Here is a 25,754-nt window from a genome sequence, read left to right as displayed (position 1 = left end):
TGGTTGTGGAAGGAGAAGTCTTCTCCATTCATGTTTGTACTTTTTTGGCCTTTATACGCCAGAAACCCGGCTTATGCCTGACGCATAGGCCGGGTTTCTCGACAGACTGAATCCTGCATTGACATGCAGGAGATTGGCGTGGTGTGTGGACTCAAGGACGGTTCGGATTCGCTGGAGCCTGAATGGAGCGTCAGCACTGTATTCATTCCGGCTACTGAAATTGTGCTGGATAATGTGACCTGCGCAACGGTCACCGAGGTTGCCAATCAGCTGGGCATCACGGAATACGAGGGCGAAACCCCGGTGCTGCTGGCGGAGGCCGTGACCATCAACAGTCTGACCGAGGACAGCGCGCTGCGCTTTGAAAAGGTGGATATGCAGACCGATAGCTCGTTCGAGGAAGCGGTCAATGTAACGGGATACGACCAGAATTATCCGGTGTACATCCACTCTTTTGAGCGGGAAGGAATGGTTTACACGTTCTACACCAATGAGGAAAATGGAGACCGGTTTGACTTTTATTCCATTTCTCTTGCGGAATAAATGTAAACATAAGTATGGCAGAAAGGAGGCGGAAGATGAAACGACAGATGCTGTATCGTCGGTTGACCGGCGCGGCAGTTATGGCGGCGCTGCTTGCAGCGGTAATCAGTCCGCCCTTTGCCGGTGCAGCAGGGAAAACGTTGCCGCAGGCACAGGCCCAGTCGCTTGCTGTTGCCAACAGTTCGGATATTTCCAAACAGGCAAATGAGATTACCCTGCAAAAGATGAAATATGTCGAGGCGGTTGCGGCTATCAAGGCCAAGGTGAAAAACCTGACATCCTTCCGCTGGACGCCGCTGCTTTCCTTCAAATTCCCGGAAAAGCTGACGCTGACCGAGGATTACGACATGCAGATTAAGCCGATTACCTTACAAGCGGATATCACCACCATGCAGCATGAGTTGAATGACCTGCGGTATGCAGCCCTGCTTGAGGTCAATACGGCGTACCTCAATGCGTATGTGCTGCAGGAAAAGGTTGATTTTACAGCGGAACGGCTTGAGAATGCACAGACCGAGCTGGAGCGTAATCAGTTACGCTTGCGCACAGGCGATGCCACGCAGGCGGATATTGATAAGATGGAAAAGTCTGTGCAAACGCTGGAAAATGAGCTGACAACGCAAAAACGCAACTTTGAAACGGCGAAAAGCGACCTGTCTGATATCATCGGTATGGATGTCACAACCGGCTATACCTTTGCTGACAGCATGTTCACGGCGGCGATTCCCCGCGAAAAGCTGGAAGAGATTACGGAATACACATTGGAAAACGATCAGGGATATTACGCGGCGAAGATGTCCGCTTCGACGGCGCTGCTTAACCTGAATGCATACGAGAGTTTGATGCGTAACCAGTATGGCAGCAAGCTCAACCGCGTGATGTCGTTTGTTAACGCCGCGAAAAACGGGCAGGATGTCGATTATGCGGCGTTTCAGATTGCGTATAAAGAAATGCTGACCGACCTGGACAGCCCATGGGATGGCAAATTCCGCATTCTGTTTTTCTCCTTTACGAAAGAGTGGCTCAAGGGTGAGATTTCTGGTACACGTTATATCGAAGATGAGATGTATGCACTCTACACGGCCTGTATGGAATATGCCAACGCCAAGACCGAGCAGGACAGCACGGAAGCGGCGCTGCGCAAGGAGGTTGCAACCCAGTACGAGACTATCGTCTCGGCAGAAAACGCTTACCGCGCCATGAAAGAAAGTGCGGACGAGCTGAAGAGCGATTACGATCGCCTGCTGGCGCTTAACAAGCTGGGGAAAGCAACATACGAGGAGGTCAGCGATAAGCTGACCGAGTATCAGGAGGCACAGATAGAGATCATTGATCTGCTGAGCGATTATAACGAGCTGCTGTACTCTTTCGACCGTCTGACCTGCGGCGCAGTGACTCAGTATTTCAGTGGCGAATCACTGTCAACCGAGAGCGGCGAGGCGGCGGACAGCTATGCGGAGATCGATACGCCGGACGGCGCATATTACCATCTGAACACCTCGGTGGAGGATATGGTGTTTACCTTCGGGGTGGAGATTCCCGAAGGATATACGCCGGAGGTTACACAGTTTGAGCTTTGGTATGAGGGACAGCAGATTGGGGAACGTACTCCGATCGATCAGGAAATCCGTCATCTGGCGTTGGATTACGGCGAAACCTCGACCCTGACGCTGCGGATGTATAACGGCGATACCTTTGTCGGGGAATGCGAGATTGATGCGCGTGTGCCGCGGGATACCATCAGCTTTTTCCAGAACAGCGCAGCGCAGGAATCCGAGGAGAAAATCGGCACTTACACCATGACCTCGTCCACGGTGGGCGGTATGAAGATGACCGAGCTTTCGCTTACGGTCAACGCATCGGTGGGCGCAAAATATTTCCTTGTCACCTATGATGACGGAAAACCGGTCGGTTCTTCCGAGCCGACGGCGATTGACGGATCGCTGCGGTATCTGACCATGCTTGCGGCCAGTGCCGAGGAGATTCAGGTGGTGCTGTACGATGATAATAAGAATGAGATCTGCACCGCATATTTAAATGAAGCCGGGCAGACCATTTGGCGCAGTACAGCAGAATGAAACCGGGGAGGCAAACATGATTCGACACAAGCGAGCGATCGGACTGGCAGCAGTGACAGCGGCGCTGATCGGTATTATGACATGGGTGTTTTCGGGCGCGGTGTGGAACGAGGAGGAGGCCGTGCAGTTTACAGCGGCCAAGTTTGACAGCATTGAGGACTCCACTCTGCTGATTGGTACGCATCTGATTCACCTGAGTGCATTGAATGACGCCATTTATGAGGTAGCACAGGCATCGGCGGAGGAATCCGGTCAGGAAAACATCTACTATAAATCCGAGTTGGCGGATGGTGCGTGGTTTGATATCACCACCGCGTCCAGTCTGGCTGATATTACCACGAGTGGCACGCCGGTCACGACCGATTCGCTGACCGGACTGTATCTGACGCATCACACCAAGTCGGATGGCAAGACCTATGATTTGCGTACCGGTGAGCAGGTGAGTTTGCAGGATATCAACGATCCGTATGATCTGGAGGGGCTGGACGAGCTGTTCCCCTTGAAAAATCAGTATGATCTGATGCAGGAGCAGCAAAGCGACAGTACCTCCGGCAAGGAGAAAATGGCGCGTATTGAGCAGATTTATGCGCTCGACCTGCATAACGCCACAACCGATGAGGCAGATGGATGGTTGGCGGCTCTGCAGCGTTATTATGATGTGCTGGCGGATAACGACGGCGGCGCGGAAGAGATGAATGCGGTGCAGGAAGTGATGAATGCGGTCGACGCAAGTAGGCGCGTCGAAGTGTATACCATTGTCGAGGCGGAGCTGAAAACTTACACCGAGGAGTTGACCCGCATGGAAGACTCCGAGGATGATGATGGGGAGACCGTCGCCGCAGAGGGCGGAGACAGTGCGCTACAGACTGCGGCAAACGACAGCTATTCCAATATCACCAATGCCTTGATTGAGTATCAAGGTAAGCTGCTTGACCCAGGTACGACGGTGGCCAGCAATGAAAAATACAACCTGAGCCAGCAGCTTGTTGTAGAAGCTGAGGCCAATAACCACAGCGCATGCGATGATGTCGTTGCGCGGCTCCTGGCTCTTGAGAATATCCTGACCGAAACGCTGTATTCGACCGAGGAAATTTTGCGTGAGCAGACGGAAACCGAGCGTACACGCCATACATCGGAAAGTACGACACTGGCGCATAACGCGCGTGAAGTACTCGAACGCATGCGGCGGCTTCGTGCAATGTATCAGAGTGACCGTGTCACCGAGCAGCAAACCGCTGAACAGACTACACTTCTGTCACAGACCGAGCAGCAGATGCAGTTGGTACAGAATAAGACGGTGCAAACCGATACACAAACGCTGCGCGAGCGGTTGGACCAAATTGATCGGCACAACCGTGAGATGCTGGAGCGCGTACAGCGCGCCCGTATACGGGAAATCGAGCGCAAGCATACCGAGACGCGGCGCGTAGATACCAGCCGCGTTATGCAGGATGCACTGCGTGCACTCGATCATCCGGAACAGGTGATGGGAGAGTTGATGGCGCAAGCCGCGCCAGAGACACAGCCCCGACTGCAGCTCTCGCCGGACGCGCAAACGCTGCTCAGTCAGGCGGATGAGCCGACGCGGCGCATGCTGGAAGCGGTGATGCAGTATGAGGCCAACCCGTCCGCGGGATTGCCGCTGCCGATGCAGCTTCAGACAGCGACTCCTGCCGCTTTTAACGCAGCAACAGCGGCAGTGGAAAACGAGCCGCCACACGACAGTGGGCAAGCCTCCTCCGCTTTGCCGGACGAAATGCGCCAAGCAATGGTACATGAAGCAGCTCAGGAGGTCATCCGCCGTGTGCCGCAGCATCAGGCCGCGGATCGTATGCCGATGGATAACGCACCGCTGTCGTTGCAGAATGCAGCGCCAGTCGATGTTTTTACGGCGGCAGAAGCACAAGCCATACCCATGCAAAACGGGAGTTCGACTTCGGTATCCGTTCTGAGCGAGGAACACCAGACACTGGTACACGAGGCGGCACAGGAGGTTGTCCGCCATGCGCTGCCGCGTCAAACAGTGCGCAGTACGCCGCAGCACAGTGGGCCGCAGCCAGTACAGTTTGTGCATAAGACCGAGCAGCGCGCAGTCAGTGAGGAGATACTCAATCAGCTTGAACAGCAGCGCCAGACCGTCCGTCAGACCGAGCAAACGCAAGTAACCGAGCAGCATGAGCGCATGGAAACGCGTCAAATAGAGCAAACCCAGCGCCGCACGGTTGAACGCATGAGCGAGGACGTGACCGAGCTGATTAACCGCACGCTTGCACGGCAATTGGGCACAATTTCGGATAAAGTATACAGTCAGATGGAGAAGCGGCTGCGGATGGAGCGCGCGGCGCGGAAGATAACAAAAGGGAAGGAGGCATACGGATATGTCGATTGGCAGCGACCTGCTCAGCAGTGTAACAGGAGCAACCGATAAGGCCTGCATTGTGGTGCATGATGTGCGGTCACAGGGCACGGCAGTGGAGCTGGAGATTGAACAGAATCGTAGTTCCTCGTATGGTGTAGCTGGCGGCTTAATCGGCCCTGCTACACAGCAGGAGAGTTTTCACCAGAGCGTTTTGAATCATACAAAGGATGCTTTGCAGGGAAATGAAAGCCTTGCAGCCGCGATGTCCGGCAGCTCAGGGCAGGATAAAACCTTTTTTGTGCAATTTAATCCTGCCTCCTTGCAGATAAATTCTTCCAATGCCTCTTCACAGCGGCGCGATTTAAACGGTACAAACGACGACCAGAATACGGTGAGTGATACGGTTGCGGCGCCGACAGTCGAACTGACCGTTGCGTTAAAGTTCGATAAGATGAATATTTATGACGCATTTATGTTCGATAAGTTTACAGGCGGTGTATCTGTCACAACAGCGACCAACCTTGCAACCATGGCTTCCGGGGCGACATTTACGGTGCAGCCCTATGTCGAGGGGTTTATCAGCGCGCTTCGCAATCCATACACGCAATCCATGACCTTTCAATGGGCGGATTTTTCATTCAGAGGTCGATTGCGGCAGCTACAGGCCAATTATACGATGTTTTCCGTGTCCGGTCGTCCCATTCGAGCCGAGGTACAGCTTCGACTGCGGCAGGAGTTGCGGTCGGCTGAGGTACAGATGTGGAAAGCGCAGCTGGAAACACTGCTGGGTCAGAAGAGTGCGTTGCAAACTGCCGGACAGCAGGTGAGCAATTTGCTTAATTTGAGTTTATAAGAAAGGGGAGAGCGGCATGTCGGTAGCCAGTACAATGTCCAATATTGGCAGCAGCATTACAGGCAGCATTCAAAAAGCGGTGTTGGTTTTTGGGACCGGCGCTTCCTCTTCCGCATCGGCGGCGGGCGGCACGGCAAGCATCACGAAGATGACGGCCCAGATGCTCAATCGCAGTGGCTTAACCAATACCAATCTGATTGATACGTCCTCTGCCCGATATATTGAGGTGCAATATAATCCGGCGTCCATTCGTATTTCTGCAAATACAGAAAGCGTACAGATGCGCAATCTGCAAAATACTCTTGAGGATGGCGTTGTCAATCAGAGCTGCCGTGCCCCGTCGGTCATTTTGTCGGTTGATTTGATATTCAATGAGGTAAATGTCAAGGATTCCTTTATGGCGGACAAGTTCCGCGTATCGGCAAACGATATGATTACGAATGCGGCGTCTGTTGTCAGGGCGTTGAACGGCGGTTATACCGTGCAGCCGCAGAGCAACGGTCTGCTGGCGGCCACTATGCTGGAGTCCGAGCGGTTTGTGACATTTCAGTGGGCAGATATGGCGTTTTCCGGTGAGCTGACCGATGTCAATGTTCAATATGGCATGTTTTCGCTTTCTGGCAAGCCTGTACACAGCGTTGTGTCGCTGCGAATCACGCAGCAGTTGACAAGCGGGGCGGAGGATACCAAATGGAACCAAAGCAAGTTTGACGAGTGCTTCAGTGGTGAGCAAAACACGAATATCGGTCAGGCTGCGAGCAATTTGTTGAATATCACCGGCTTCTGACCGCAGGAGGCAAGATATGGAAGGCATTTTATCCGGCGCGTTATCCGCGCTTGGCGGCATGGCGGGCAATGTATCGGGTGCTGCGAATAAATTAACCTATGACGCGCTGAAAAAGACCTATATGGAGTTTTCTTCGCCGCAGGCAGCGATTTTTTTCGGCGGTGAGGCATTCAAAAATACGGGTGAATTTGTCATTGATGATATCAGTGTTGACGTGACGAGTGACTTTGAAGCGTCCATCGCTTCCTTTCACATTTATAATATCTATGACCAGTCTACCGCGTCTTTTCGATACAGTGAAATCAAGCAGCAGGTGTGTATCGGCAATGTGTTGGATATCGTGCTGGGGTATCTTGGTGTCGGCCAGACCGTATTTCATGGCTTTGTCGCCGGACTGGATTTCCATTTCGATAACACCGGTTTGCCATATCTTGAGGTAACCGGTATGGATATCAAGGGCGTGATGATGGCCAGCAGCTATGCACAGCAGATTTCGGCCGCGTCCTACAGCGCGGCGGTCGAGCAAATTTTCGCGCGCAGCGTGTATTCCAGCCTGATGAAAGATATGAGCCTGCAGGTTACGGCTACCCCAGATGCGGGGGGCGCGACAGGCGGCTTGACCGGCGGTTTGGCGGGAAGTGCAGCCGGCAGCAGTTCCCCTTCGACCATCGAAATGGTCTCGGAAAGCGATTATGAATTTGTTGTCAAGGCGGCAAAACGTTTTAACTACGAGTTTTTTGCCGACAAGCAGACCGTTTATTTCCGACCTGCGAAAGCGGACACCGCACCGCAGGCTGAGTTGTCGGCGGGCGCGGGCATTTTGGAGTTCAGCGTCGGGTACAGCGTCAGCGGCCTTGTGGGTGAAATTGAAACACGCTCGGTTGATGCAGGCACGGGCAAGCTGGTCAAGGCCAGCAAAAAGCTGGCGCAGGATGCCGGGATTGAGAGCAAGGCGCGCGCGTTGGTCAATAAAGCGCAGAAGGTGTATATTGATGCATCCATCCAGTCGCAGCAGGACGCAGATGCCCGCGCGAATTCGTTGTATGAGCAGATGAGTTATCGTTTGGGCTCGTTTGAGGCGACCTGTGTCGGTATTCCAGACCTGTCTCCCGGCCGGTTTCTCGATGTGAAGGGCATGGGCGCGCCGGCGGACAACAGCTTTTATATCACTACCGTTATGCACCAGTTCAGCAGTGACAGCGGCTATCGAACCCGATTGATTGGCAAAACCGCCAAGTTCGGCGGCGCACTCGGTGGTGCATCTGCGTTGACGAGCGGAATAGGGGGATTGTTATGAGCCTGTATGATATCATTGGAGATATTTCGCAAAAGCAGGTAACCAAGACCGAAACCGGCGATGAGCGAGTATTCGGTGTCATGATTGGTACGGTTACGCGCAACTATGATAAAAGTATGGGCGGGCGAATCTGAGTGAGCATTCCGACGCGTGACGATGGCGCAAATGAGCTGCATTGGGCACGTTTGGTGCAGCCCTTATCCGGTAAGGAGTGGGGGTATTATTTTCTGCCGGAGGTCGGGGATCAGGTACTGCTTGCTTTTGAAAACGGGAATATCGAAAAACCATATGTGATAGGCGGCGTGCCACTGGATAACAATAAGTTTTTAACCGGATCGGTGGACGCGAATAACAAAATTAAGCGCATTGTTACTAAACACGGCAGTACGATTGTTTTTGAGGACAATGCGCAAGACGAAAAGGGCGGGCAGGACAAAATTATCATTCAGACCGCCGGCAAAGAACACACCATTGAAATGGATAACGGCGGGGATCAGATCACCATTAAGGACCAGAAGGGCAATAACTCCATCGTCATTGCAACCGCCGAGGGGCAGGGCAGCATTACGATCAAGGCAGAGTCCCGGCTGACCATTAAGGTCGGCGACACGATCAAGCTGGATATGTCGGGCGAAAGCGGGACAGTCAAGCTGTCTGCCAATGATTTCAAAGTGGAGGCCAGCAAGATGGCTTCGGTCCAGACGGACGGCATGCTCAAGCTGGAGGGAAGCACGGTGACGGAAAAAGCATCTTCCGTTTTGAAACTGGAAAGCAGCGGTGCTGCCACGATGACCGGCAGCCCGATTAAGATAGGATAAGCACCATTTGGGGAGGAAAACAATATGGCAAACGGGCGTTTTTTGGGCAGTGGGATGAAATTCCCGCCGCAGATTGACAAAAGCACAGGGCGGTTTGTCGTATCCTCCGGGGAGCAAAGCGTCAAAGAGTCCATTTATCTCATCCTGATGACCCAGAGGGGGGAGCGCTGGCTTGAGCCGCTGTTCGGTGCGCGTCTGCTGAGTTATTCGTTTATGGATACCTCACCGACCATGCTTGGCCTGATGAAGAACGAGCTGACCAGCGTGCTGCTTGAACAGGAGCCGCGCCTGTCGGATGTGTCGGTCAGCATCGACCCGACGGTGCGCGACGGCTGTTTGCTGATTAACATCAGCTATGTGGTGGCACAGACCAACCAGCGAGATAATCTGGTGTTTCCCTTTTATCTGAATGTACAGCCCGAGGAGGAGAATGATGAGCAAGGCAAGTGAGTTCCGGATTGACCCGCGCACGGAAAGCGATCTGCGGGAGCAGATCGCACGTCTGGCGCAGTCGTATACGCCGGAATGGGCGTTTCATCCGGAAGATCCCGATATCGGTTCGGTGATCGGGCTGTTGTTCGCCTCACAGCTTTCGGGCAATATCCGGCGGCTGAATCAGATTGTGGAGAAATATCATACTGAATTTATCAATCTGCTTGATTTATCGCTGCAGGCAGCCTTTCCTGCTGTCGGCGTGGCGGTGTTCGATATGATACCGGATACGGTTGCCGGTGTGCAGGTGCCGCGCGGAGTCAAGCTGCTCGCGGAGAGCGGCGGGGACGAGCGGGTTGTTTTTGAAACACAAAACGAGCTGTTTGTCACCAGTGCAGTGCTGACCGATATCATAGGCGTTTCGGGTTCTCGAGGCTGTATTCGGCCGCTGCGAGGCGATTGGCGCGCGGAGCCTCTGCTGCCCGAAAGTTTGCTGCGCCGTTCGGATATGGAAATGCTGCCGGAGACGGCTGTGTCTCAGGAAGACCCCGCCGCTGAACCGGCAATCAGCCTGTTTGACTATTCCGAGGGCAACATCGCGCGCAGCGCATTGATTTTGTACCATAACAGTCTGTTTGATACGGCGGACGGAGTATCCATTATGGTTTACGCCAAGGATGCCGTCACAGGAGACAGTCTGGCAGCTTGGCTAAGCAATTCGTCCCTCTGCCGCTGGAGTTATTTGTCTGAGGACGGCTTGCGGCCGATCGAGGCCTGTGTGGGCGAGGATGGCGGCGTTATTCTGACGCGCGGCGGAGAAAACCGGCATGTGGGTATTGCCGGAGAGGAGTACGCGGTGTTGTGTGTGGAGGCCTGTGGCATACCGCAGAATGCGGTGGATTTGGCACGGTTGGAGGTCAGTTCCTCGTGTGCGCATACTGCACCCGAGGGAATTATTCACAACGATGAGCAGCTTGACAGCGAAAGCTGTCTGCCGTTCGGCCCAACCGCGTCTATTTTTGATGAGTGCTACATTGGACATGACCGCATTTTCCGTCAGCAAGGCGCAGAGATTGAACTGACCTTTATCCTCAGCTACGAGGATAAGGTGGTCGATTTGCTGCCTGCGCAGGTGGAAGAGGAACTGAAGGTCATTAAGCGCCGTCCGCGTCCGACACAGATCGGGCGTGCGGAAACATGCGTGCAGCGCATGGCAATTGAGTATTTTAACGGCCGCGGCTGGTATCGTCTGCCGATTTCGACCGACTGGCAGACGCTGTTTGACGGCACGTGTGACGGTGAGATTGCCATCCGTTTCGCCTGTCCGGACGATTGGCAGCCGAGCATGATTGGCGGCATCGAAGGGCGCATGCTCCGACTGCGTGTGATGCAGGCGGATAATTGTTTTTTACAGCCCTGCCTGCATCACATGCCGCGCATGGAAACGGTGCGGCTGCGTTATCAGTACACGGGATTGCGCCGACTGCCGCAGCGTGTGGAGCGCATCTGCGGCACGCTGCGCGAGGACGTAACCGAATTGGTACACAGTGGCCAGCCGTTTACTGCATTTGCACCGCTGCCGTACAGCGATAATTCTCTGTTGCTGGGGTTTGACCGTCCGTTCGGCGGTTCGCCTGTGAGCCTGTTTTTTGATATAGAAGAAAATGTACATTTTGAAAGCGCACCGCTGCAGTTTTATTACTCCACGGTGGGCGGCTTTAAGCGCCTGCGTGTGGTGGACGGTACGCGCGCCATGCGGCAGGCAGGAATTGTGCAGTTTTATCCACCGCAGGATTTTGCTCCGTTTGCGGTGGAGGGGCGGCGGCGCTACTGGCTGCGTCTGACGGATGAAACCGGTGCGTTCGACCGGGAGGACCGCTACCATGCGGTTATCCGCAGCCTGTTGACCAATGCGGTTGAGGTACGCAACATCGAAACGCTCCCGGAAAAGCAGTTTTACATCGAAACAGCAATGCCCAATATGGCGTTTCCACTGGATACGGATAATATTCTGTCCGCCGAGGTGTTTGTAAACGAGTTCGGCGCGCTTACACAGGGCGAAATGCGTGCCATGATCGCCGAACGACCGGATGATGTGCGTGCGGAGTATAATCAGATCGGTGAAATCAGCGCATTTTTCGTGCGCTGGTCCGAGGTGGACAGCTTTGATCAGTCCGAACCGGAGGATCGGCATTATCAGATTGACCGTATGCTCGGTCTGTTGCGCTTTGGTGACGGCGTAAACGTGCGTATTCCGCGCGCGCAGAATAATGTGGCAATCACCGTGCGTGTGCAGCGGTGTGAGGGCATGCAGGGTAACCTGCCAGCCGGTGCGGTTAACCGGCTGTATGGTAACATGCTGTATGTCGACCGCGTTTATAATCCGGTTGCCACCAGCGCGGGCAGCAATATTGAATCGGTGGAAAGCGCGCGGCTGCGCGGCACCAATCTCATCAGCGCACAGAACCGTTTGGTCAGTCCGCTGGATTTTCAGCGTGCAGTGCAGGCATATTCTGCGGTGATTGCAAAGGTCAAGTGTATATCGGGCTGTTCGCCCAGCGGAAAACGGGATGGGCGGCTGGTTTCTGTTGTAGTGATGATGCAGGATTATCTGTCCGGCTCCTATTCCTTCAACAATTTGAAAAAGCCGCTGACTGACTTTCTGCTTGCACGCTGCGAGGCGACCATCGCCCCCGATGATTTTTATCTGACCGAGCCGCTGTATATTGAGCTGTCCGTGGACGTTTGGGTGGAAACCACACATGCGGATACGGCTTTCCAGATTCAGCATATGCTGACCGAGCGTATTCAAGAGATGATCGATCCGCTCGGTACGCCGGGCTGGGCCATCGGTGAACTGCCGGATGAGCGATGGATCGGTATGCAGCTGCGCACCGCGAAAATGGATGCGGTGATCCGTCGGTTCTGCGTCAGCGCACGCCGCGTAGAACAGGACGGTGTACATGAATGTGATTTGGCAGAGCTGCCGCGCTCGCCCTTTATGATTGCCGTCAACGGCCGGCATCGGGTGCATGTCACCTTTGTCGGTTGACGGCCCCGAATGATGATGAATTCCGCGCGGACGGAGGTATCCCATGCTGCATAGTATCAAACTAAATGATCAGGATTATGAACAGCTGCTCGGTGAAGCGCTTTCGCGTATTCCGTTGTATACGAATGAATGGACGAATTTCAATGTTTCCGATCCCGGCGTTACCATTTTAGAAAATCTGTCTTCGTTCTCGCTGCTCCAGCAAAGTTTGCTGGATGAAGTCACGGATGAGCTGCGATTCAAGCTGTTGAGTCTGCTTGGATTGCACCCATCCGGCATTTGCGCCGCGCACCTGCTGGTTGCGCCTGAGGACGGAGGAGGACGCATTCTGCCGGCGCAGGAAAAGCTGCTGCTTGGCAGCATGTGCTTTGAGACCAGAGAGCAAACCGAATTGATTCCGTGGTCGATGATGCGTGTAATTTATCAAAGTGGTGGTGAAACACGCGACCTGACCTATCTGTTGCAATACGGGGCGCATGCTTCGGTGCAGATGTTTGGTGCATCGCCGCAGCCGGGCGATGCGGTGTATTTCATTTTATCGGGCGAACTGCATGCTGGAATGACATTGCACTTTTATGCCGGTATCGAGAACGAAAGCTGGCGCAATCCGTTTGATGCGGACGATTCGCTGTCTTTTGCGCGCATGCGTTGGCAGTATTATACAGCAGAGGGTTGGATGGATGCAGCGTGCGAGGATGAAACGCATGGCTTCTTGCTCAGCGGCGGTTTGCATCTGACCTTGGGGCAGGAGGCGCCCGTTGAATGGGACGGTTTTTCTGCAAAAGGAATCGCAGTGCGCTGCGTGCTGGAGCAGGCGGAGTATGATATCGCGCCGCGCGTACGGTCGCTGGTGGGTGGTTTGTTTGAAGTGGAGCAGCGGGAGACACATGCAGCATCCTTCCGCTTTGCCGGTGCGGATGAAATCCGTATCCAAAGCGCGATGACACGCTATGAAAACTTGTTTGTCTATTGTCGTGAGCGTGAGAACGGCCCGTATTTTCGCTATGAGCTGGATCGCGGGGAGGGTCAAGGCCGATTCTATCTGCGGCAGGATGAACTGGACGGCACGGTTGTACTGCATTTTGACCATGCGCGTTTCGGATTTGGGCCGGATACCGGACCAGATGCCATCTGTGCAGTGTGCTATGACCTGGACACTTTGCATCGCCGTCGAATCGGCACTGCCTACGGATATGAGGATCAGCAAATTGAGTTGACCGATTTGCAAGCAGTTTTGTCGGATGGGTTTAGCGTATTAGCGGAACTAGTGCTGCCGGATGGGCAGATTGGTTACTACCGCATTACGCCGAACGACAGAAGAGAGGAAAGTTTGTACTATACAGTGGAAGCATCCGACGGTGCGCTCCATATCCACCACAACGGGATGAGCGGCGCAGTACGACTGTATCTGTGCGATGCGGCCACAACGGCAGGTGAAGCCGGAAATTTGCGCGCAGGTGCGCGCTTGAATGCCGCGCCCGACCCGTATTTTCCGCATGAGCCGTCAGAAGTGTTTTATCATGCGCCTGGACGGGGTGTGGGCGGACGTTCTGCCGAGACAGCCGAGCAGCTGCGCCGTCGGCTGATCGAAGCGCTGCGCTGTCGTTCGAGCGCAGTGAGCGAAGCGGATTATGAGCAGGCTGTGCGCACTACGCCCGGACTCTGCATCCATAAGGTGCGTGCAGTGGCGGATGAACGGCATAATCTTGTGCGACTAACAGTAAAGTGTTATACTGAAAACGATAAGCCTGTGCTGCCGGCGTATTATGTAGAGAAAATTACCCAGCGGCTGGAGCAGTATCACATGATTGCCACACGCATTGAACTGCGTCAGCCGCAGTATGTTCCTATCGATGTCACGGCGGTTGTGCATGTACGGAAGCATTACGAAAATGCCCGTGCAGAACTGGAAGACCTGTTACAGAGGGAACTGGATTATATTCATTCAGAGCATAATTTTGGTGAAACCATTCGGTTTATTGAACTGTATCATAAGTTGGAAACACAGCCGGGGGTTGATGGCGTATATATGCTGACCCTGCATCCCGCGCCGGGGACAGACGCAGTGATGCAGGGGACGGATATTGTTCTGGGCGAGAGCAGTCTTTGTTATCTGGGCCAGCTGACGCTGGAAATCAATACATCGCTTGCCAGATAAAAAAGAGAACGGGGAAAGCGCATGGAAAAATTGCTGAAAAAATATTGTATCGGTATCAGCCGCCTGCGCGGCGGAAGCCGATATGGGCTGACAATTGATGACAACGGCGGCATCCATACAACGGCAGAGGAGATGCGGCATGTTCTGTTCCTTGGTGCGCTGGATGCCGGAGCAGAGGATTGCGAATGGGGACGATTTGCGTTTTCGGCAGAGATGCCGCGCGATATGGTTCTGGTCATCCGTGCGCTTGCATCGGATGAAAATCGCATTCTAAAGGACGGAAAGGCTATTCTGACCGACGATTTTCTGCGCGATCCGAATACGGACGCACAGCATAAAATGCGGCTGTTTGAATTGTCCGATTCCATTCAACAGGTCGGCGCGGATGATATTCTGCTCTATGGACAAAGAGGCCGCTATCTGTGGCTGTGCATCGAATTAATCGGAATAGGCAGTGCGCATTTGCGGGATCTGCGGGTATATGCGCCGGGAGATAACTTTTTTCAGACCTTTCCGGAGGTATACCGGCGCAATGGCGAATTCCTGCACCGGTATCTGTCGATTTTTTCCGCGCTGTATAATGACTTGCAGGAGGAGATTGACGGCTTGCCTGCGCTGTTTGATCCGAATACTGCGCCTGCGGCACTGCTGCCGGTATTTGCGGACTGGCTGGGACTGGAAATCGAGGGCGGATTCCTTAGTGACCGACAATGTCGCTGGCTGATTCAGGCTGGTTTCCGCCTGCTGTCCCGCAAGGGAACGCGCGCGGCGATTGAAGAAATCGTGCATCTGCTGGTGAAGGAGCCGGTATATATTCTGGAGCGTATCGGGCCGGAGGGCAGCCGGGAGAAGAACGGGGAAGACCCATTTGCGTTCACCGTATTGATTGCACGGCGATCGGATGAACAGCTACATGCCAAGCTGCTGTATCTGATTGACCAGTTCCGTCCGATTCGCACACGCGTGAGCATCGTCTTTCTGGGAGACTGCATGGGGATGGACTATCACTGTTATCTGGATGTCAATGCGTCGCTGGTGCAGAGCATCGGCGGCAGCCTGAACGATGGGGCAGCGCTCAATGGGCTGACCTGTCTGCAATAAGTGAGCATACATAGAAGGGGAGTATTGCAATGACAATTCAAACCAGCCGCGACGATACCACGACTACGTTGAAAATCGAGGGTCGTGTGGATACAATGACCAGCCCACAGCTGCAGCAGGCAGTGCTGGAGGCGTTTCAAGGAGGAGAAAAGGTCGTTTTGGATTTTGAGAAGGTGACGTACATCAGCAGTGCGGGACTGCGTGTGCTGCTCATCGGGCAAAAGACCGCGCAGTCCAAACATATGTCTATGGTGTTGAATCACGTCGGCGAGACAGTCAAAAACGTATTGGATATGGTAGGCTTTAGCTCGGTAATGACCATCGAATGAAGAATGGGGCGGGAAGAGTGGCTTTTCCGGCCCTTTTTCCTTGTTGAATGGCAAAAAGGAGGAAATGACCGGTGAAAAATCGGACAAGTCACCTGCTGCGCCTGCTGCTGGGCGGCCTGCTTTGCGCGATGGTATGCTTCGTTTCGGCTGCAGCGGCGCAGACCAGATTGGAAACACTGGATTGCACGCAGTATGAATACAGCATGATTGACCGGTCGGAAGGCTGGTATTGGGATTATAAAACCAAAACGCTGACGCTGATAGATGTGGATATCCGCCCAGAAGTAAAATGGGTTTGGCAGAACGGCATGCCGACAGAGGACAAGACAGTCAACGGTATTGTATTACCGGCGGATTCGACGGTTGTGCTGTTGGGAGAGAACACGGTTTCGGCCGCGGCTTATGGCCTGTACAGTGAGGGAACCGTCCGCTTTGTGCAAAAGACCATTCTTGCACCGGAGGATCTGTCTCAGCTTACCGGTGATGCTAACGGCAAGCTGGAGATTACAGGAGAACAACAGGCGGTCAAGGTAGGCGGCCTGGAAAACGAGGATGGCACGATTACAGCGGGGGAAAACTGGTATAGCGCCGGTGCGACCGACGACGTGGGAACAAATCCGTATGTCTGCATTCAGACGCCGCCGCGCACGGTCATCAATGTTTCTTCCTGCGGTGTGCAGCTGGAGAGCGACGGATTTTACCTGTACCAGAATAATGCACTGAGCGAAAAGTATCCGGCGGCCGGTGAGTATGTATTGACCGGCGTGTCGGATGCCGCCAGTCGGTCGATTGTGGTGCGCAGCGGTGCAAAGGTCACGGTGACATTGGAAAACGTCCGGCTGGATTTGAGCAAACAGCGTTGGAAAACGCCGTTCGTGATAGAAAATGACGCAAAAGCAGAGCTGATTCTCAAAGGAGAAAATGAGCTGCGCGCGGGAACGACCCGTGCAGCCATTGAAGTCGCGGAGGGTGCGACTTTGACCATTTCAGCGGCAAGCACCGGCGGATTGACTGCTGTAGGCGGTGCGGGTGCGGCAGCAATCGGCGGCGGTTCGGATGTGGCGTGCGGCGCGGTGCAAATTCAAGGTGGTACGATTGCAGCAAGTGGTTCGGGCGGTGGCGCAGCGGTCGGGCAGGGTGCAGGCGGCTCAGGTGGCAGTGTTACGGTCACCGGCGGTGCGATGCAGCTGACCGGCAGCTATGGCGCGGCCGCGCTGGGCGGCGGCAACGGTGCGGCTGGCGGTTCTGTTCAAGTCAGCGGCGGCACGGTAACGGCACGCGGCGGTGCTAATGCGCCCGGTATCGGCGCGGGCGCAAATGGACAGAATTTCTCCACGACGATTTCCGGCGGCACAGTGGCCGCGACAGGCGGGAAAAATATCGCCGGTATTGGTGCAGGTGCAGGCGCTTCCGGCTGCAAAACAACCATTTCCGGCGGTACAGTACAGTCCGGCGGAGGTTACGGCGCATCCGGGCTGAGTGCAGGCGGCACCCAGACGGCGGTGACAACCGAGGATGGTGTGATTCCGGTGCAGCCGGAAGATGGACAGCAGACGACGGGCGCGCCCAACAGCATGACCATTACGGGCGGCAATGTTGCCGCAGCACCCGGCGGCGGCAGCGGTGTGTCGGCGGTATCCGGCGAAGTCAGCGGCGGCAGCAGTGTCGCTGTGATTGCATCGGTCAAGGAGCCTGCGTTTGCTCTGCCCAAGGATAACAGCGCGCAGACCTATACCAGCTATCTGGATACGCTGCCGACCGAGGACGATGTACGAGAGGAAAGCGGAGCAAATGATCCAGATGAACCGGATGAGCCAGATGACACAACGGGGCAGGCTGTCGCACAATTTGATGATTTGGATGCATCGGCATGGTACATGCCCGCGTTGGACTTTTGTGCTTCGCATGTGCTGATTGATGCTATCGACGGCGGCCGCAGCTTTGCGCCGAACAGCAGCGCTACGCGCGCAGTGGTAGTCGAAGCTCTATGGCGTTTGGCCGAACGGCCGGAGGCAACGGACACCGAGCCGTTTGACGATGTCTCTGCGGATGCAGCTTACGCTGCATCGGTGGCATGGGGGCAGGAGAACGATATCATTACGGGTGACGGCGACGGCGGTTTCCGACCGCAGGACAGCATCACCCGCGAGGAGATGTGCGCGGTGTTGGCACGATTTGCCGCATGGCGTGGTGATACGTTGCAGGTTTCGCTGCAAGGCAGCTTTGGCGACGAGGATACAATCAGTGCATGGGCGCGTGAGGCAGTTTATTTGTGTCGCGGCAGCGGTCTGGTCAAGGGCCGGGAGGATGGCAATTTCTATCCGAAGGACGCAGTGACTCGTGCAGAATTGGCACAGATGTTATATAACTTGGAGGATATCCACACCGATCAGGGGGGTGGCATATGAAAGAACTGTGTGTACCGGCTAAGTTGGAGCAGTTGGACAGTGTACTGTCATTTGTGGACAGTGAACTGCATCAGGCAGGGTGCGAAGAAACGGTTAAAACACAGATTATGGTTGCCGTTGAGGAGATATTTACAAATATATCTCAATATGCATATCCAAAACAGGAGGGGAGGGTGACCGTTCAACTCCAAATCATCGAATCGCCTGCGATCGCGCAGATTGAAATAATCGATCAGGGTGTGCCGTATGACCCGCTGGAGAGGCAGGACCCGAATATTACTCTGTCCGTAGAGAAGCGTGACATTGGTGGGTTGGGTATCTTTATGGTCAAGCAGATGATGGACGAGGTATCCTATCGTTATGAGAATAAAAGCAATATTTTAACCATTCGAAAAGCGTTGAGTGAATGAACGGGAGCGCAGAACCGTGAAAAGACGGCGCGATATTGCAAGTACGGCAGAAAGGGGGAAACGGATGCGTCAGCGACGGTTCGACCGCGTTTGGGCAGGATTACAGCATTGGAAACGACGCGGCGTATTGCTGGCAGCGTTGGCGGGCATTTGTGCGATGCTGGCACTGGTATGGGCTGGTGCGGCCCGGATGATAGGACATGAGTATGTTCTCACCGATGGGGAACGGCACGAAACCGTGCGGCTATATCCAGGTACGGTAGACGAGGCATGTGAGAAAGCCGGGTTTGGTAGCTTGATTGTGCGGGAGCAATATGAGTCCGGCGGAACAACCTATTTAACACTGGGTGATGCCTTGTATGCGGAGATTACGCGCGGCGGAGAAACCATGACTGTGCCGTTTTCTCCCTGTACCGTGGCACAATTGCTGGAGGAAAATAATATCATCCTGACGGAAGATGAGGTGGTGACGCCGCCGCTGACTGAGTATCTGTCTTATGATGCAGGTATTTCGATTGTTTCGGTGGTGTACGAGACTGTGACCGAGTGTGAGGAAATCGATTACGGTATTCTGGTGCGCGAAAGCGACACGCTGAAGCAGGGAGAGCGTAAAATCGTGCGCGCAGGCGTCAAGGGAGAAAAGCAGGTTACATATCGCGTAGCGATGCGGGACGGCGAAGAGGTGCAGCGCACTGCGCTGACCGAAACCATTGTGACCGAACCGGTAGATTGTGTGATTGACCGCGGAACAGGTGGTACTGAGACGGAGAAGCCGCAGGAGGAACTGGCGTGGGATGAAGGAGTCATTTTCCCCGGGCAGCAATCCGGCGGAGCAGATACGGATGAACAGAATGGTGCGGATGATGCCTTGTCCGCAGTGAGTGGAGGACTCTCCACGGCGGGAAAAGAGACGGTCTGGTCCGCACCGACCAATGTTACGGTGGATACGGCAAACAAGCGCATCACCACACCGGACGGCACGACACACACCTATTCAAGCGTGTTGACGGTTAAAGCGACTGCCTATCATCGGCAAGAGGAAGGCGGCTTGATTACGGCCACAGGCACCACAACGCAATATGGTACCATCGCAGTCGATCCTTCGGTCATCCCACTTGGCTCACGCGTGTTTGTTGTAGCAGAAGATGGCACGAGTTGGAGCTATGGCCCAGGTTTGGCAGAAGACACCGGCGGACTTATCAAGGGCAATCGGATCGATCTGTTCTTTATGACGGGAACAGAGGCAACCAATTTTGGTGTGCGTACTGCAAAAATTTATGTTCTGAACTAAGTCAATGCGCTGTGTGGCATACTGCCCTACAAAGTAGCGCGAGAAAAAGAGAAGCGCGCGGTTTCCGAAATTTCGGAAGCCGCGCGCTCTCTATTGCCTCAGATCAGCCCTGGTTAGCCAGGTTCTGTTCGTAGGATTCAATCATCTTTTTCATCGTGTGACCCGTACGACCTCTGAGTTTAGAGAGGTACTTGTCTGTTGTCTCTCCGGTAAAAATCTTGATTTGCAGGCGCATGGTGCCGTCTGCTTCGGGTGTGACAAAGATCTTGTCAATATACTTGTCTACGAAATCCTTGTTGATTATGCCATGAGCGGCATCCCGTTTGGCATCGTGGAGCACTCGGCGAATAGTGTCGATATGCTTTTTAAATTCCTCTTTGGAAAGCTGCTGCTGTTCCAACTCGTAGATCTGCCGCTCGGCCTCGTCAATTTCCTTGTCACATTCTTTATTCATGGAAAGAAAGTCTTTATCAGAAAGCTGACCGGCAGCATTGTAGCCCAGCAGCTTGCTTTTTTTCTTGCGGGAAAGGTCGGCTTGTTCCCTTAGTGCAGTGATCTGCTTGGCGGCGTCCCCACCATCGGCCAGAGACTTATACATCTCAATATATTCCTCAATCAGTGACTCGGCGTCGGCCTCTGTCTCGTTGAACACCTCAAAGAGCAGGGGTTTTAGTTCTTCCTCGTAGATGGCAAAAGAATTGCAGGAATCGGCACCGTTTTTGATTTTCCCGGAACAGACCCATTTGCTGTTTTTGTTTCCGTACTTGTCTTTGCTGTCTCGCCGGTAATAGGCTGTGCCACAATCGGTACAAAAGAGTTTGCCAGTCAAGAGGTTTGCATGGTTGCAAATACCTTGACGGTTTTTCACATCCTCGCTACGCTTTTTCAATACCTTGTTAGCCTGTTCCCAAAGTTCCTCGTCTACAATAGCCGGGACAATCTCCCCGGTTTCATCCTTGAACATGACCCATTCTTCCGGGGGAAGGAATTTCTGTTTTTTAGTAAACAGGTCAATGACTTTAACTTTGTTACCCACATAATAACCCTTATATTTGGGGTTGGAAATCATGCCAGACATGGTAGTATGGGCAATCTTCTTGCCGTTGTGGTTGCGGTAGCCCTTTTCCCAAAACAGGTTTTCGATCTGCTTCATGGAATACTGGCCGGTGGCGTAGAGTTCAAATAGTTCCCGTACCATGGGAGCCTCGTCATGATCGATCACTAGCCGCCCACCGTCTTTGACATAACCGAAAATACGGCTGTTGCCTAGCACAACATTCTTTTTGATAGCTTGGGCATGGCCAAACTTTACACGGCTTGACAGTTTGCGTAGTTCGTCCTGGGCAATACCAGACATGATAGTAAGTCGTAACTCGCTATCCTCATCCAATGTATTGATATTGTCATTTTGAAAGAACACACCAACCCCAGCATTGAGTAGTTCACGGGTAAACTGGATGGAATCTAAGGTGTTACGGGCAAAACGGGAAATTTCTTTTGTTATAACGAAATCAAAAACACCGGCTTTCCCATCGTCTACCATCCGGTGAAAGTTCTCCCTCTTTTTTGTGGTGGCAGCAGAAAGACCCTCATCAATATAGCCCTCAATATATGTCCAGTTTGGATTTTTCTTGATAAAGTCCTCATAATAGGAAATCTGGTTGCCCAAGGAGTTGAGTTGCTCATCCTTTTCAGAAGATACACGGGCATAATAAGTGACCCGCATGGGGATGTCATAAATGGACTTCGTTTTTAACTGCTGGCGTGCAGTATGTATATCCATGTTCGCCACCTCAAAAAGTTCGTTTTATCATTATCTATATTATACAATATTCGAAGAAAAAAACAAGGGGAAAGACGTTCGAAAAATTACTTTTCGAACGTCTTTCCCTTTTAGTGTTGCTCAATTAAACGGCGCATTTTACGCCATTCTTCCTCGGTAATCACTCCACATTCCCGAAGGTAGTCATTGTAGTAGTGCAGCCAGGTCTGACGGACAAGTACCTCCGGGGGGGATTTCTGAATGGTCTGCAAAGGCAGCCCTCCTTTGCAAGTAATTTTCCCGGATCTGGAAAAATTATTCAGCATAGATCAACATCGAAGAAGGACGACGAAGAGGGAAATTTTTTTAACGGTTGCATTTGCAGATGCAATTTATTAGGGGATGCTCGGCCTAATTTGGCAATAAAATCGACCATACTTAATGTCTCCTTATAGTTATAAAAGGATTATCCATATATTCAGCAGTATCATACTCTACAGACTGACCGGGAGCAGAATAGACCTTAACTTTTTGAATTCGACGCATGAGTGCTTCGAAGGTTGCGGGGGACTCATACTGCACATCGGTGTATTGCTTGGACAGGCACAGGTTAGAAATGATGTAGACCTTTGTATAACAGGCCACACGGTTTGTATACCGACATGACAAGTTTAACGGATAACCGTCTAAGTAGTTGAGCAAATCGCGGATTTTGAAATTACTGCCGTATTCGTCCAAGAGTAAAACATCTTCACCGGCATAGCTGTCGAATGGATGAGAGTAATCGGTTACCCGGTAAACACCGGAATAACTGTATTTCTCCATGACACCTCTGGTTTTACCGGTTCCGGTAGGCCCCCAGATGTAGACTGTCTCCAATTGGCGAAAAGTATCTCTATACTGCTGTTCCCGAACCGCCTGCCTAGCCCGCTCTATTTTTTCTAAATTGAGCAAGTAATCTGGATTTTGCTCTAAAATTTCATAGTTGCTCAATCCGTCTTTAATTAGCTCATATAGTATAGTCAAATCCGTTCGCTCGCCTCGCCGATCAGTTGGGAGGTCTCCCCATTCTTCAAAAGTACCAGGAATAATGGTATCAGATTTAGGATCTTCTGCCCACTTACCGGATTTTTGAACATAAGCTCGATTCTCAGCATTACTCCCTAAAGATGGTTCAATATGTGCGGTAGGAAATATGTTTTTAATGGTGGAAAAGCGTATAGCCGAGGTTTTGGAAACAAAATATATGTGAGTATGCATTGTTTTCTCTTTGAGTCCTACTTCGTCGGCCATACACCAATACGACAGATTTAACCTATCTAATGTTGCTCGTATTTTTTCGTGTTTCCATGAATCTTCTGGGTTATTAATTGTCAGCAGATATCGCCTATGCCTAGTATCTCGTTCCAATTTTTTCACATCCTTCTATTTGGTACAAGGTACAGAAGTGGCCTGGGTAATACTATCCAGGCCACCGAGCCGTCCGCCTTACGCTTCGCTCGACGGACGGCAGGAATCATTTAGAGCATTTATACAGATTTGCCTCATTCGTTTTTCATTTAACACTATTGGAACCTTGATAAAATGTAATTCTGAACCTTGGAGTAAAACCACACCTTCCCCACGATTGAATTTTCTACCCTTAATTTCTTCACGGAAATCAGGTAGAAGCATTTCATAAATGGACTTTACGGCTGCGCCTAATATTACGACTACACCATAGTTTAGACGGCTACCAGCAGGGAAAGCTACAGCATCTGGACGTTGCATGGACATTATAAGACGAACAGACAGAGAACGACCTAAAAGTAAAATTTCGCTTACCTTACTCATCACTATAGATGCCAGTTTTTTGTCTGTGTACATTAAAGATAAAACTTGTGCCATGTATTCATCCCAAATTAGGGTAATGGGATTTCGGCTACTGTCTTGACCAGATTGCCGAGCGAGCAATCGGTTGTGTACAATATCCAAAGCTGATAAGGTGTTCGTATAAAAATAATGTCGTGGGCAATCGAGAAGATATGAGAAGCTATCATCACCTTTGTAATCGGCAAAGAATATGGTTCCATGTGGTTCCATAATTGCAAGCTTTGCAAAAATTGCATTTTCCAAATAGCTTTTTCCACTTCCACTCATACCGCAAAACAAAATATGGCTATTTGTTTTGGGAGACAGATCAATAGAAATAGGTTTTTTCTCATGGAAAGTATTCCAACAGTCTAAGTCATATCCTAAAATAAGGTGATTTTGATTTTCATTATAGTTCATCATCATAGAGGGGATCCGGCTTGTTATGTGATCGTTTGCTGGAAATTTCAAAATGTGGTATTTTTCTGGCCTTAATAATATCCACGGTGTTCTCATCTGCAAACACTACAGAAACACTGATAGAATCTCCCCAGTCAACGATATCGTAGATTTGAAGTGGCATATAGTATGAGCCATTAATTAAAACTAACTCTGATGGAACACCGTTTAATTCATGAGCACGTAGCATTTGTGATAAAGTTCGATTTAGCTCACGTTTTATTTGAGTTGGATCTACTATATCTCGGACACGCACTATAAAATTAAATACAACATAGTTGTTTTTTATAGAAATTCCGTTTGGAAGTTCAATAGAGCTTGGACTTGATGGCATAATGATAGCTGTATAATCAGACATCGAGCGGAAAACAAGATACATGGCGTCGCGGACATATTCATAAATGTTCTCTGCCCATATTTCAAGTTGATTATTTCTTTTTTGATTTTCATGTGATTTACGAGAATCATTGCAATTTGCTTGATAAGAAAGAAAAAGAATGTATATCATTAATGGGATGCCAACAAAAAATCCTAATATATGTTTTACATATTCGCCAAATAGTCGTGAGCATATAATAAAGATGAGAAGAGCAATGGTGAAAAATACAGATAATATTAGACAACAGATTCCAATATTATGGATAATAAATTTCCAGTCTCCGGTTTTAATTGCTTCAGCAATTTTTAAATCAAAATCAGTGAATCTGTTTCTTATTGCTTCTTTGATTTTCATTTGAGCCTCTTTTCTGATGGGCGGTGGTTTTTCCACCGCCCATACATATTAATGTCTTACTTGCTTGTAGGGGGTTGAACGGGATGCAGCGAAAGCGGATTTCCGTTGCGATCAAAATCGATATTATAAAGGCCGCGTCCGATCTGATCGTATGGAAATACTGAGGGATCCATAGTGACTGTCTGTGCAGCTTCTCCTTCTACGCCGCGTGAGGGGGCTACAAAGTGCAATTCTATGAAATTATAATTGTTTCCCGTCTTTTTTGATACACCTGTACGATGTACTTTACCAACTACAGTTATACGCATCATAATCCTCCTTGGTAAAATAAAAATTGAGGAGCGCTCCGTGGTTAATAGGATAAAAGGGAAATTCAGACAAAGCAAGGTGCAAAAATATTTTTAAATATTTTGCTTTTGTACCATGACAATTTGTAAATGATTTGTTAGTATCAAAAATATTGATGTAAAAAGATATAGTGAGGAGGAATTAAAATGGATAAGAAACAAGATAACAACAACTATATGGGAATAAATGCAGTAGATCAAGTTGCGATTCAGCTAACAAATGAACAAAAGAACTATAGCAATAAACAACTTTATGAAATGATGAGATCATTTAAAGAATGGTCAAGTTGCATAGCACAATTAGATACTATATTTGTTAAACTGATAATGGATACATTTAATGGTCAAGATGCTTTTTTAGAGTCTTTTAAAAAACATCTTGGGTTCCCTAAACTTAACTCCGGTGCAAAAGAAGATAATGGCTCTTTGGAGGGGATTGGAAATGTCAAGAAATGTGCAGTCTGGAAACACCCAAAATCTGAAAAGCATGGTAATACAGCGCAGTTTTCCGAAGTGGAGCGTAGCGGAACGCAGGAAAACTGCGGCAGCACCGGTCAGGCTGCCTGCTGCGCCCGCATCCACTCCCGGTACTTCACAGGCGGCAGCCCAAGCGGGTTGCGTGTATAGACCCTGACGCGGTTGTAGTAGATAAAAATATAGCGAAAAATGATCGTTTTGACTTGTTC

At 51.4% G+C, this 25,754-nt stretch carries 23 protein-coding genes; 17 read left to right on the top strand and 6 right to left on the bottom strand.

Going from position 1 to position 25,754, the window contains the following annotated elements; all coding sequences use genetic code 11:
* Window positions 1-141: 141 nt before the first annotated feature.
* The 16 genes from ACTQ34_RS13385 to ACTQ34_RS13310 all read left to right on the top strand — a co-directional run bounded on the left by ACTQ34_RS13385 (window position 142) and on the right by ACTQ34_RS13310 (window position 19,916).
* Entirely contained in the window at window positions 142-543 is a 402-nt protein-coding gene (locus ACTQ34_RS13385) for a hypothetical protein (protein ID WP_441364252.1), read from the top strand.
* A gap of 35 nt (window positions 544-578) precedes the next feature.
* Window positions 579-2,621, top strand: coding sequence for a TolC family protein (locus ACTQ34_RS13380; RefSeq protein WP_441364251.1), 2,043 nt, complete (start codon window positions 579-581; stop codon window positions 2,619-2,621).
* A gap of 16 nt (window positions 2,622-2,637) precedes the next feature.
* A complete protein-coding gene (locus ACTQ34_RS13375) occupies window positions 2,638-5,049 on the top strand; it encodes a hypothetical protein (protein ID WP_441364250.1) in 2,412 nt (803 codons plus the stop codon).
* Window positions 5,000-5,833 carry a CIS tube protein gene (locus ACTQ34_RS13370; RefSeq protein WP_441364249.1) on the top strand — a complete coding sequence of 278 codons (834 nt, stop codon included), beginning with the start codon at window positions 5,000-5,002 and terminating at the stop codon, window positions 5,831-5,833. The genes ACTQ34_RS13375 and ACTQ34_RS13370 overlap by 50 nt, the downstream gene beginning before the upstream one ends.
* Window positions 5,834-5,849: 16 nt before the next feature.
* On the top strand, window positions 5,850-6,620 hold the full coding sequence (locus ACTQ34_RS13365; RefSeq protein WP_441364248.1) for a CIS tube protein: 771 nt from the start codon (window positions 5,850-5,852) through the stop codon (window positions 6,618-6,620).
* Window positions 6,621-6,636: 16 nt separating this feature from the next.
* Window positions 6,637-7,917, top strand: a complete 1,281-nt coding sequence (locus ACTQ34_RS13360; RefSeq protein ID WP_441364247.1) for a phage late control D family protein — start codon at window positions 6,637-6,639, stop codon at window positions 7,915-7,917.
* Window positions 7,914-8,051: a hypothetical protein gene (locus ACTQ34_RS13355; protein WP_441364246.1), complete on the top strand. Its 138-nt coding sequence runs from the start codon at window positions 7,914-7,916 to the stop codon at window positions 8,049-8,051. The genes ACTQ34_RS13360 and ACTQ34_RS13355 overlap by 4 nt, the downstream gene beginning before the upstream one ends.
* Window positions 8,052-8,735, top strand: coding sequence for a phage baseplate assembly protein V (locus tag ACTQ34_RS13350; protein ID WP_441364245.1), 684 nt, complete (start codon window positions 8,052-8,054; stop codon window positions 8,733-8,735).
* 24 nt (window positions 8,736-8,759) lie between these two features.
* Window positions 8,760-9,185 carry a GPW/gp25 family protein gene (locus ACTQ34_RS13345; RefSeq protein WP_441364244.1) on the top strand — a complete coding sequence of 142 codons (426 nt, stop codon included), beginning with the start codon at window positions 8,760-8,762 and terminating at the stop codon, window positions 9,183-9,185.
* The gene (locus ACTQ34_RS13340) at window positions 9,169-12,219 is read left to right on the top strand and encodes a hypothetical protein (RefSeq protein WP_441364243.1); all 3,051 of its coding nucleotides are present in this window, start codon (window positions 9,169-9,171) and stop codon (window positions 12,217-12,219) included. The genes ACTQ34_RS13345 and ACTQ34_RS13340 overlap by 17 nt, the downstream gene beginning before the upstream one ends.
* 43 nt (window positions 12,220-12,262) lie before the next feature.
* Window positions 12,263-14,377, top strand: a complete 2,115-nt coding sequence (locus ACTQ34_RS13335; protein ID WP_441364242.1) for a baseplate J/gp47 family protein — start codon at window positions 12,263-12,265, stop codon at window positions 14,375-14,377.
* Between the two features lie 21 nt (window positions 14,378-14,398).
* On the top strand, window positions 14,399-15,478 hold the full coding sequence (locus tag ACTQ34_RS13330) for a phage tail protein (RefSeq protein WP_441364241.1): 1,080 nt from the start codon (window positions 14,399-14,401) through the stop codon (window positions 15,476-15,478).
* Between the two features lie 29 nt (window positions 15,479-15,507).
* On the top strand, window positions 15,508-15,807 hold the full coding sequence (locus ACTQ34_RS13325; protein WP_441364240.1) for an STAS domain-containing protein: 300 nt from the start codon (window positions 15,508-15,510) through the stop codon (window positions 15,805-15,807).
* Window positions 15,808-15,878: 71 nt separating this feature from the next.
* On the top strand, window positions 15,879-18,215 hold the full coding sequence (locus ACTQ34_RS13320; protein WP_441364239.1) for an S-layer homology domain-containing protein: 2,337 nt from the start codon (window positions 15,879-15,881) through the stop codon (window positions 18,213-18,215).
* Window positions 18,212-18,625: an ATP-binding protein gene (locus ACTQ34_RS13315; RefSeq protein WP_441364238.1), complete on the top strand. Its 414-nt coding sequence runs from the start codon at window positions 18,212-18,214 to the stop codon at window positions 18,623-18,625. Before ACTQ34_RS13320 ends, ACTQ34_RS13315 begins: the two co-directional genes overlap by 4 nt.
* 64 nt (window positions 18,626-18,689) lie before the next feature.
* The gene (locus ACTQ34_RS13310; RefSeq protein WP_441364237.1) at window positions 18,690-19,916 is read left to right on the top strand and encodes a 3D domain-containing protein; all 1,227 of its coding nucleotides are present in this window, start codon (window positions 18,690-18,692) and stop codon (window positions 19,914-19,916) included.
* Window positions 19,917-20,019: 103 nt separating this feature from the next.
* Here the strand turns inward: ACTQ34_RS13310 and ACTQ34_RS13305 are convergent, their stop codons facing one another.
* From ACTQ34_RS13305 to ACTQ34_RS13280, 6 genes are all read right to left on the bottom strand, one after another.
* Window positions 20,020-21,699, bottom strand: a complete 1,680-nt coding sequence (locus tag ACTQ34_RS13305) for a recombinase family protein (protein ID WP_441364236.1) — start codon at window positions 21,697-21,699, stop codon at window positions 20,020-20,022.
* A 110-nt stretch (window positions 21,700-21,809) separates the two neighbouring features.
* Window positions 21,810-21,950 (bottom strand): hypothetical protein, encoded by a 141-nt coding sequence (locus ACTQ34_RS13300; protein ID WP_441364235.1) that lies wholly within the window; start codon window positions 21,948-21,950, stop codon window positions 21,810-21,812.
* Window positions 21,951-22,116: 166 nt separating this feature from the next.
* The gene (locus tag ACTQ34_RS13295; RefSeq protein WP_441364234.1) at window positions 22,117-23,088 is read right to left on the bottom strand and encodes a hypothetical protein; all 972 of its coding nucleotides are present in this window, start codon (window positions 23,086-23,088) and stop codon (window positions 22,117-22,119) included.
* Between the two features lie 78 nt (window positions 23,089-23,166).
* A complete protein-coding gene (locus ACTQ34_RS13290) occupies window positions 23,167-23,955 on the bottom strand; it encodes a hypothetical protein (RefSeq protein ID WP_441364233.1) in 789 nt (262 codons plus the stop codon).
* A complete protein-coding gene (locus tag ACTQ34_RS13285) occupies window positions 23,939-24,721 on the bottom strand; it encodes a hypothetical protein (protein ID WP_441364232.1) in 783 nt (260 codons plus the stop codon). Before ACTQ34_RS13285 ends, ACTQ34_RS13290 begins: the two co-directional genes overlap by 17 nt.
* Before the next feature lie 56 nt (window positions 24,722-24,777).
* Window positions 24,778-25,029 carry a hypothetical protein gene (locus ACTQ34_RS13280; RefSeq protein WP_441364231.1) on the bottom strand — a complete coding sequence of 84 codons (252 nt, stop codon included), beginning with the start codon at window positions 25,027-25,029 and terminating at the stop codon, window positions 24,778-24,780.
* Between the two features lie 186 nt (window positions 25,030-25,215).
* Between ACTQ34_RS13280 and ACTQ34_RS13275 the strand changes: the two genes are divergently transcribed.
* Entirely contained in the window at window positions 25,216-25,695 is a 480-nt protein-coding gene (locus tag ACTQ34_RS13275; protein WP_441364230.1) for a hypothetical protein, read from the top strand.
* The last annotated feature ends 59 nt before the right edge of the window (window positions 25,696-25,754 follow it).

Source organism: Agathobaculum sp. LCP25S3_E8, assembly GCF_052117165.1.
GTDB lineage: Bacteria > Bacillota > Clostridia > Oscillospirales > Butyricicoccaceae > Agathobaculum.
The sequence above is the reverse complement of the archived record's forward strand: the minus strand, read 5'-3'. Positions and strand labels throughout refer to the sequence as shown.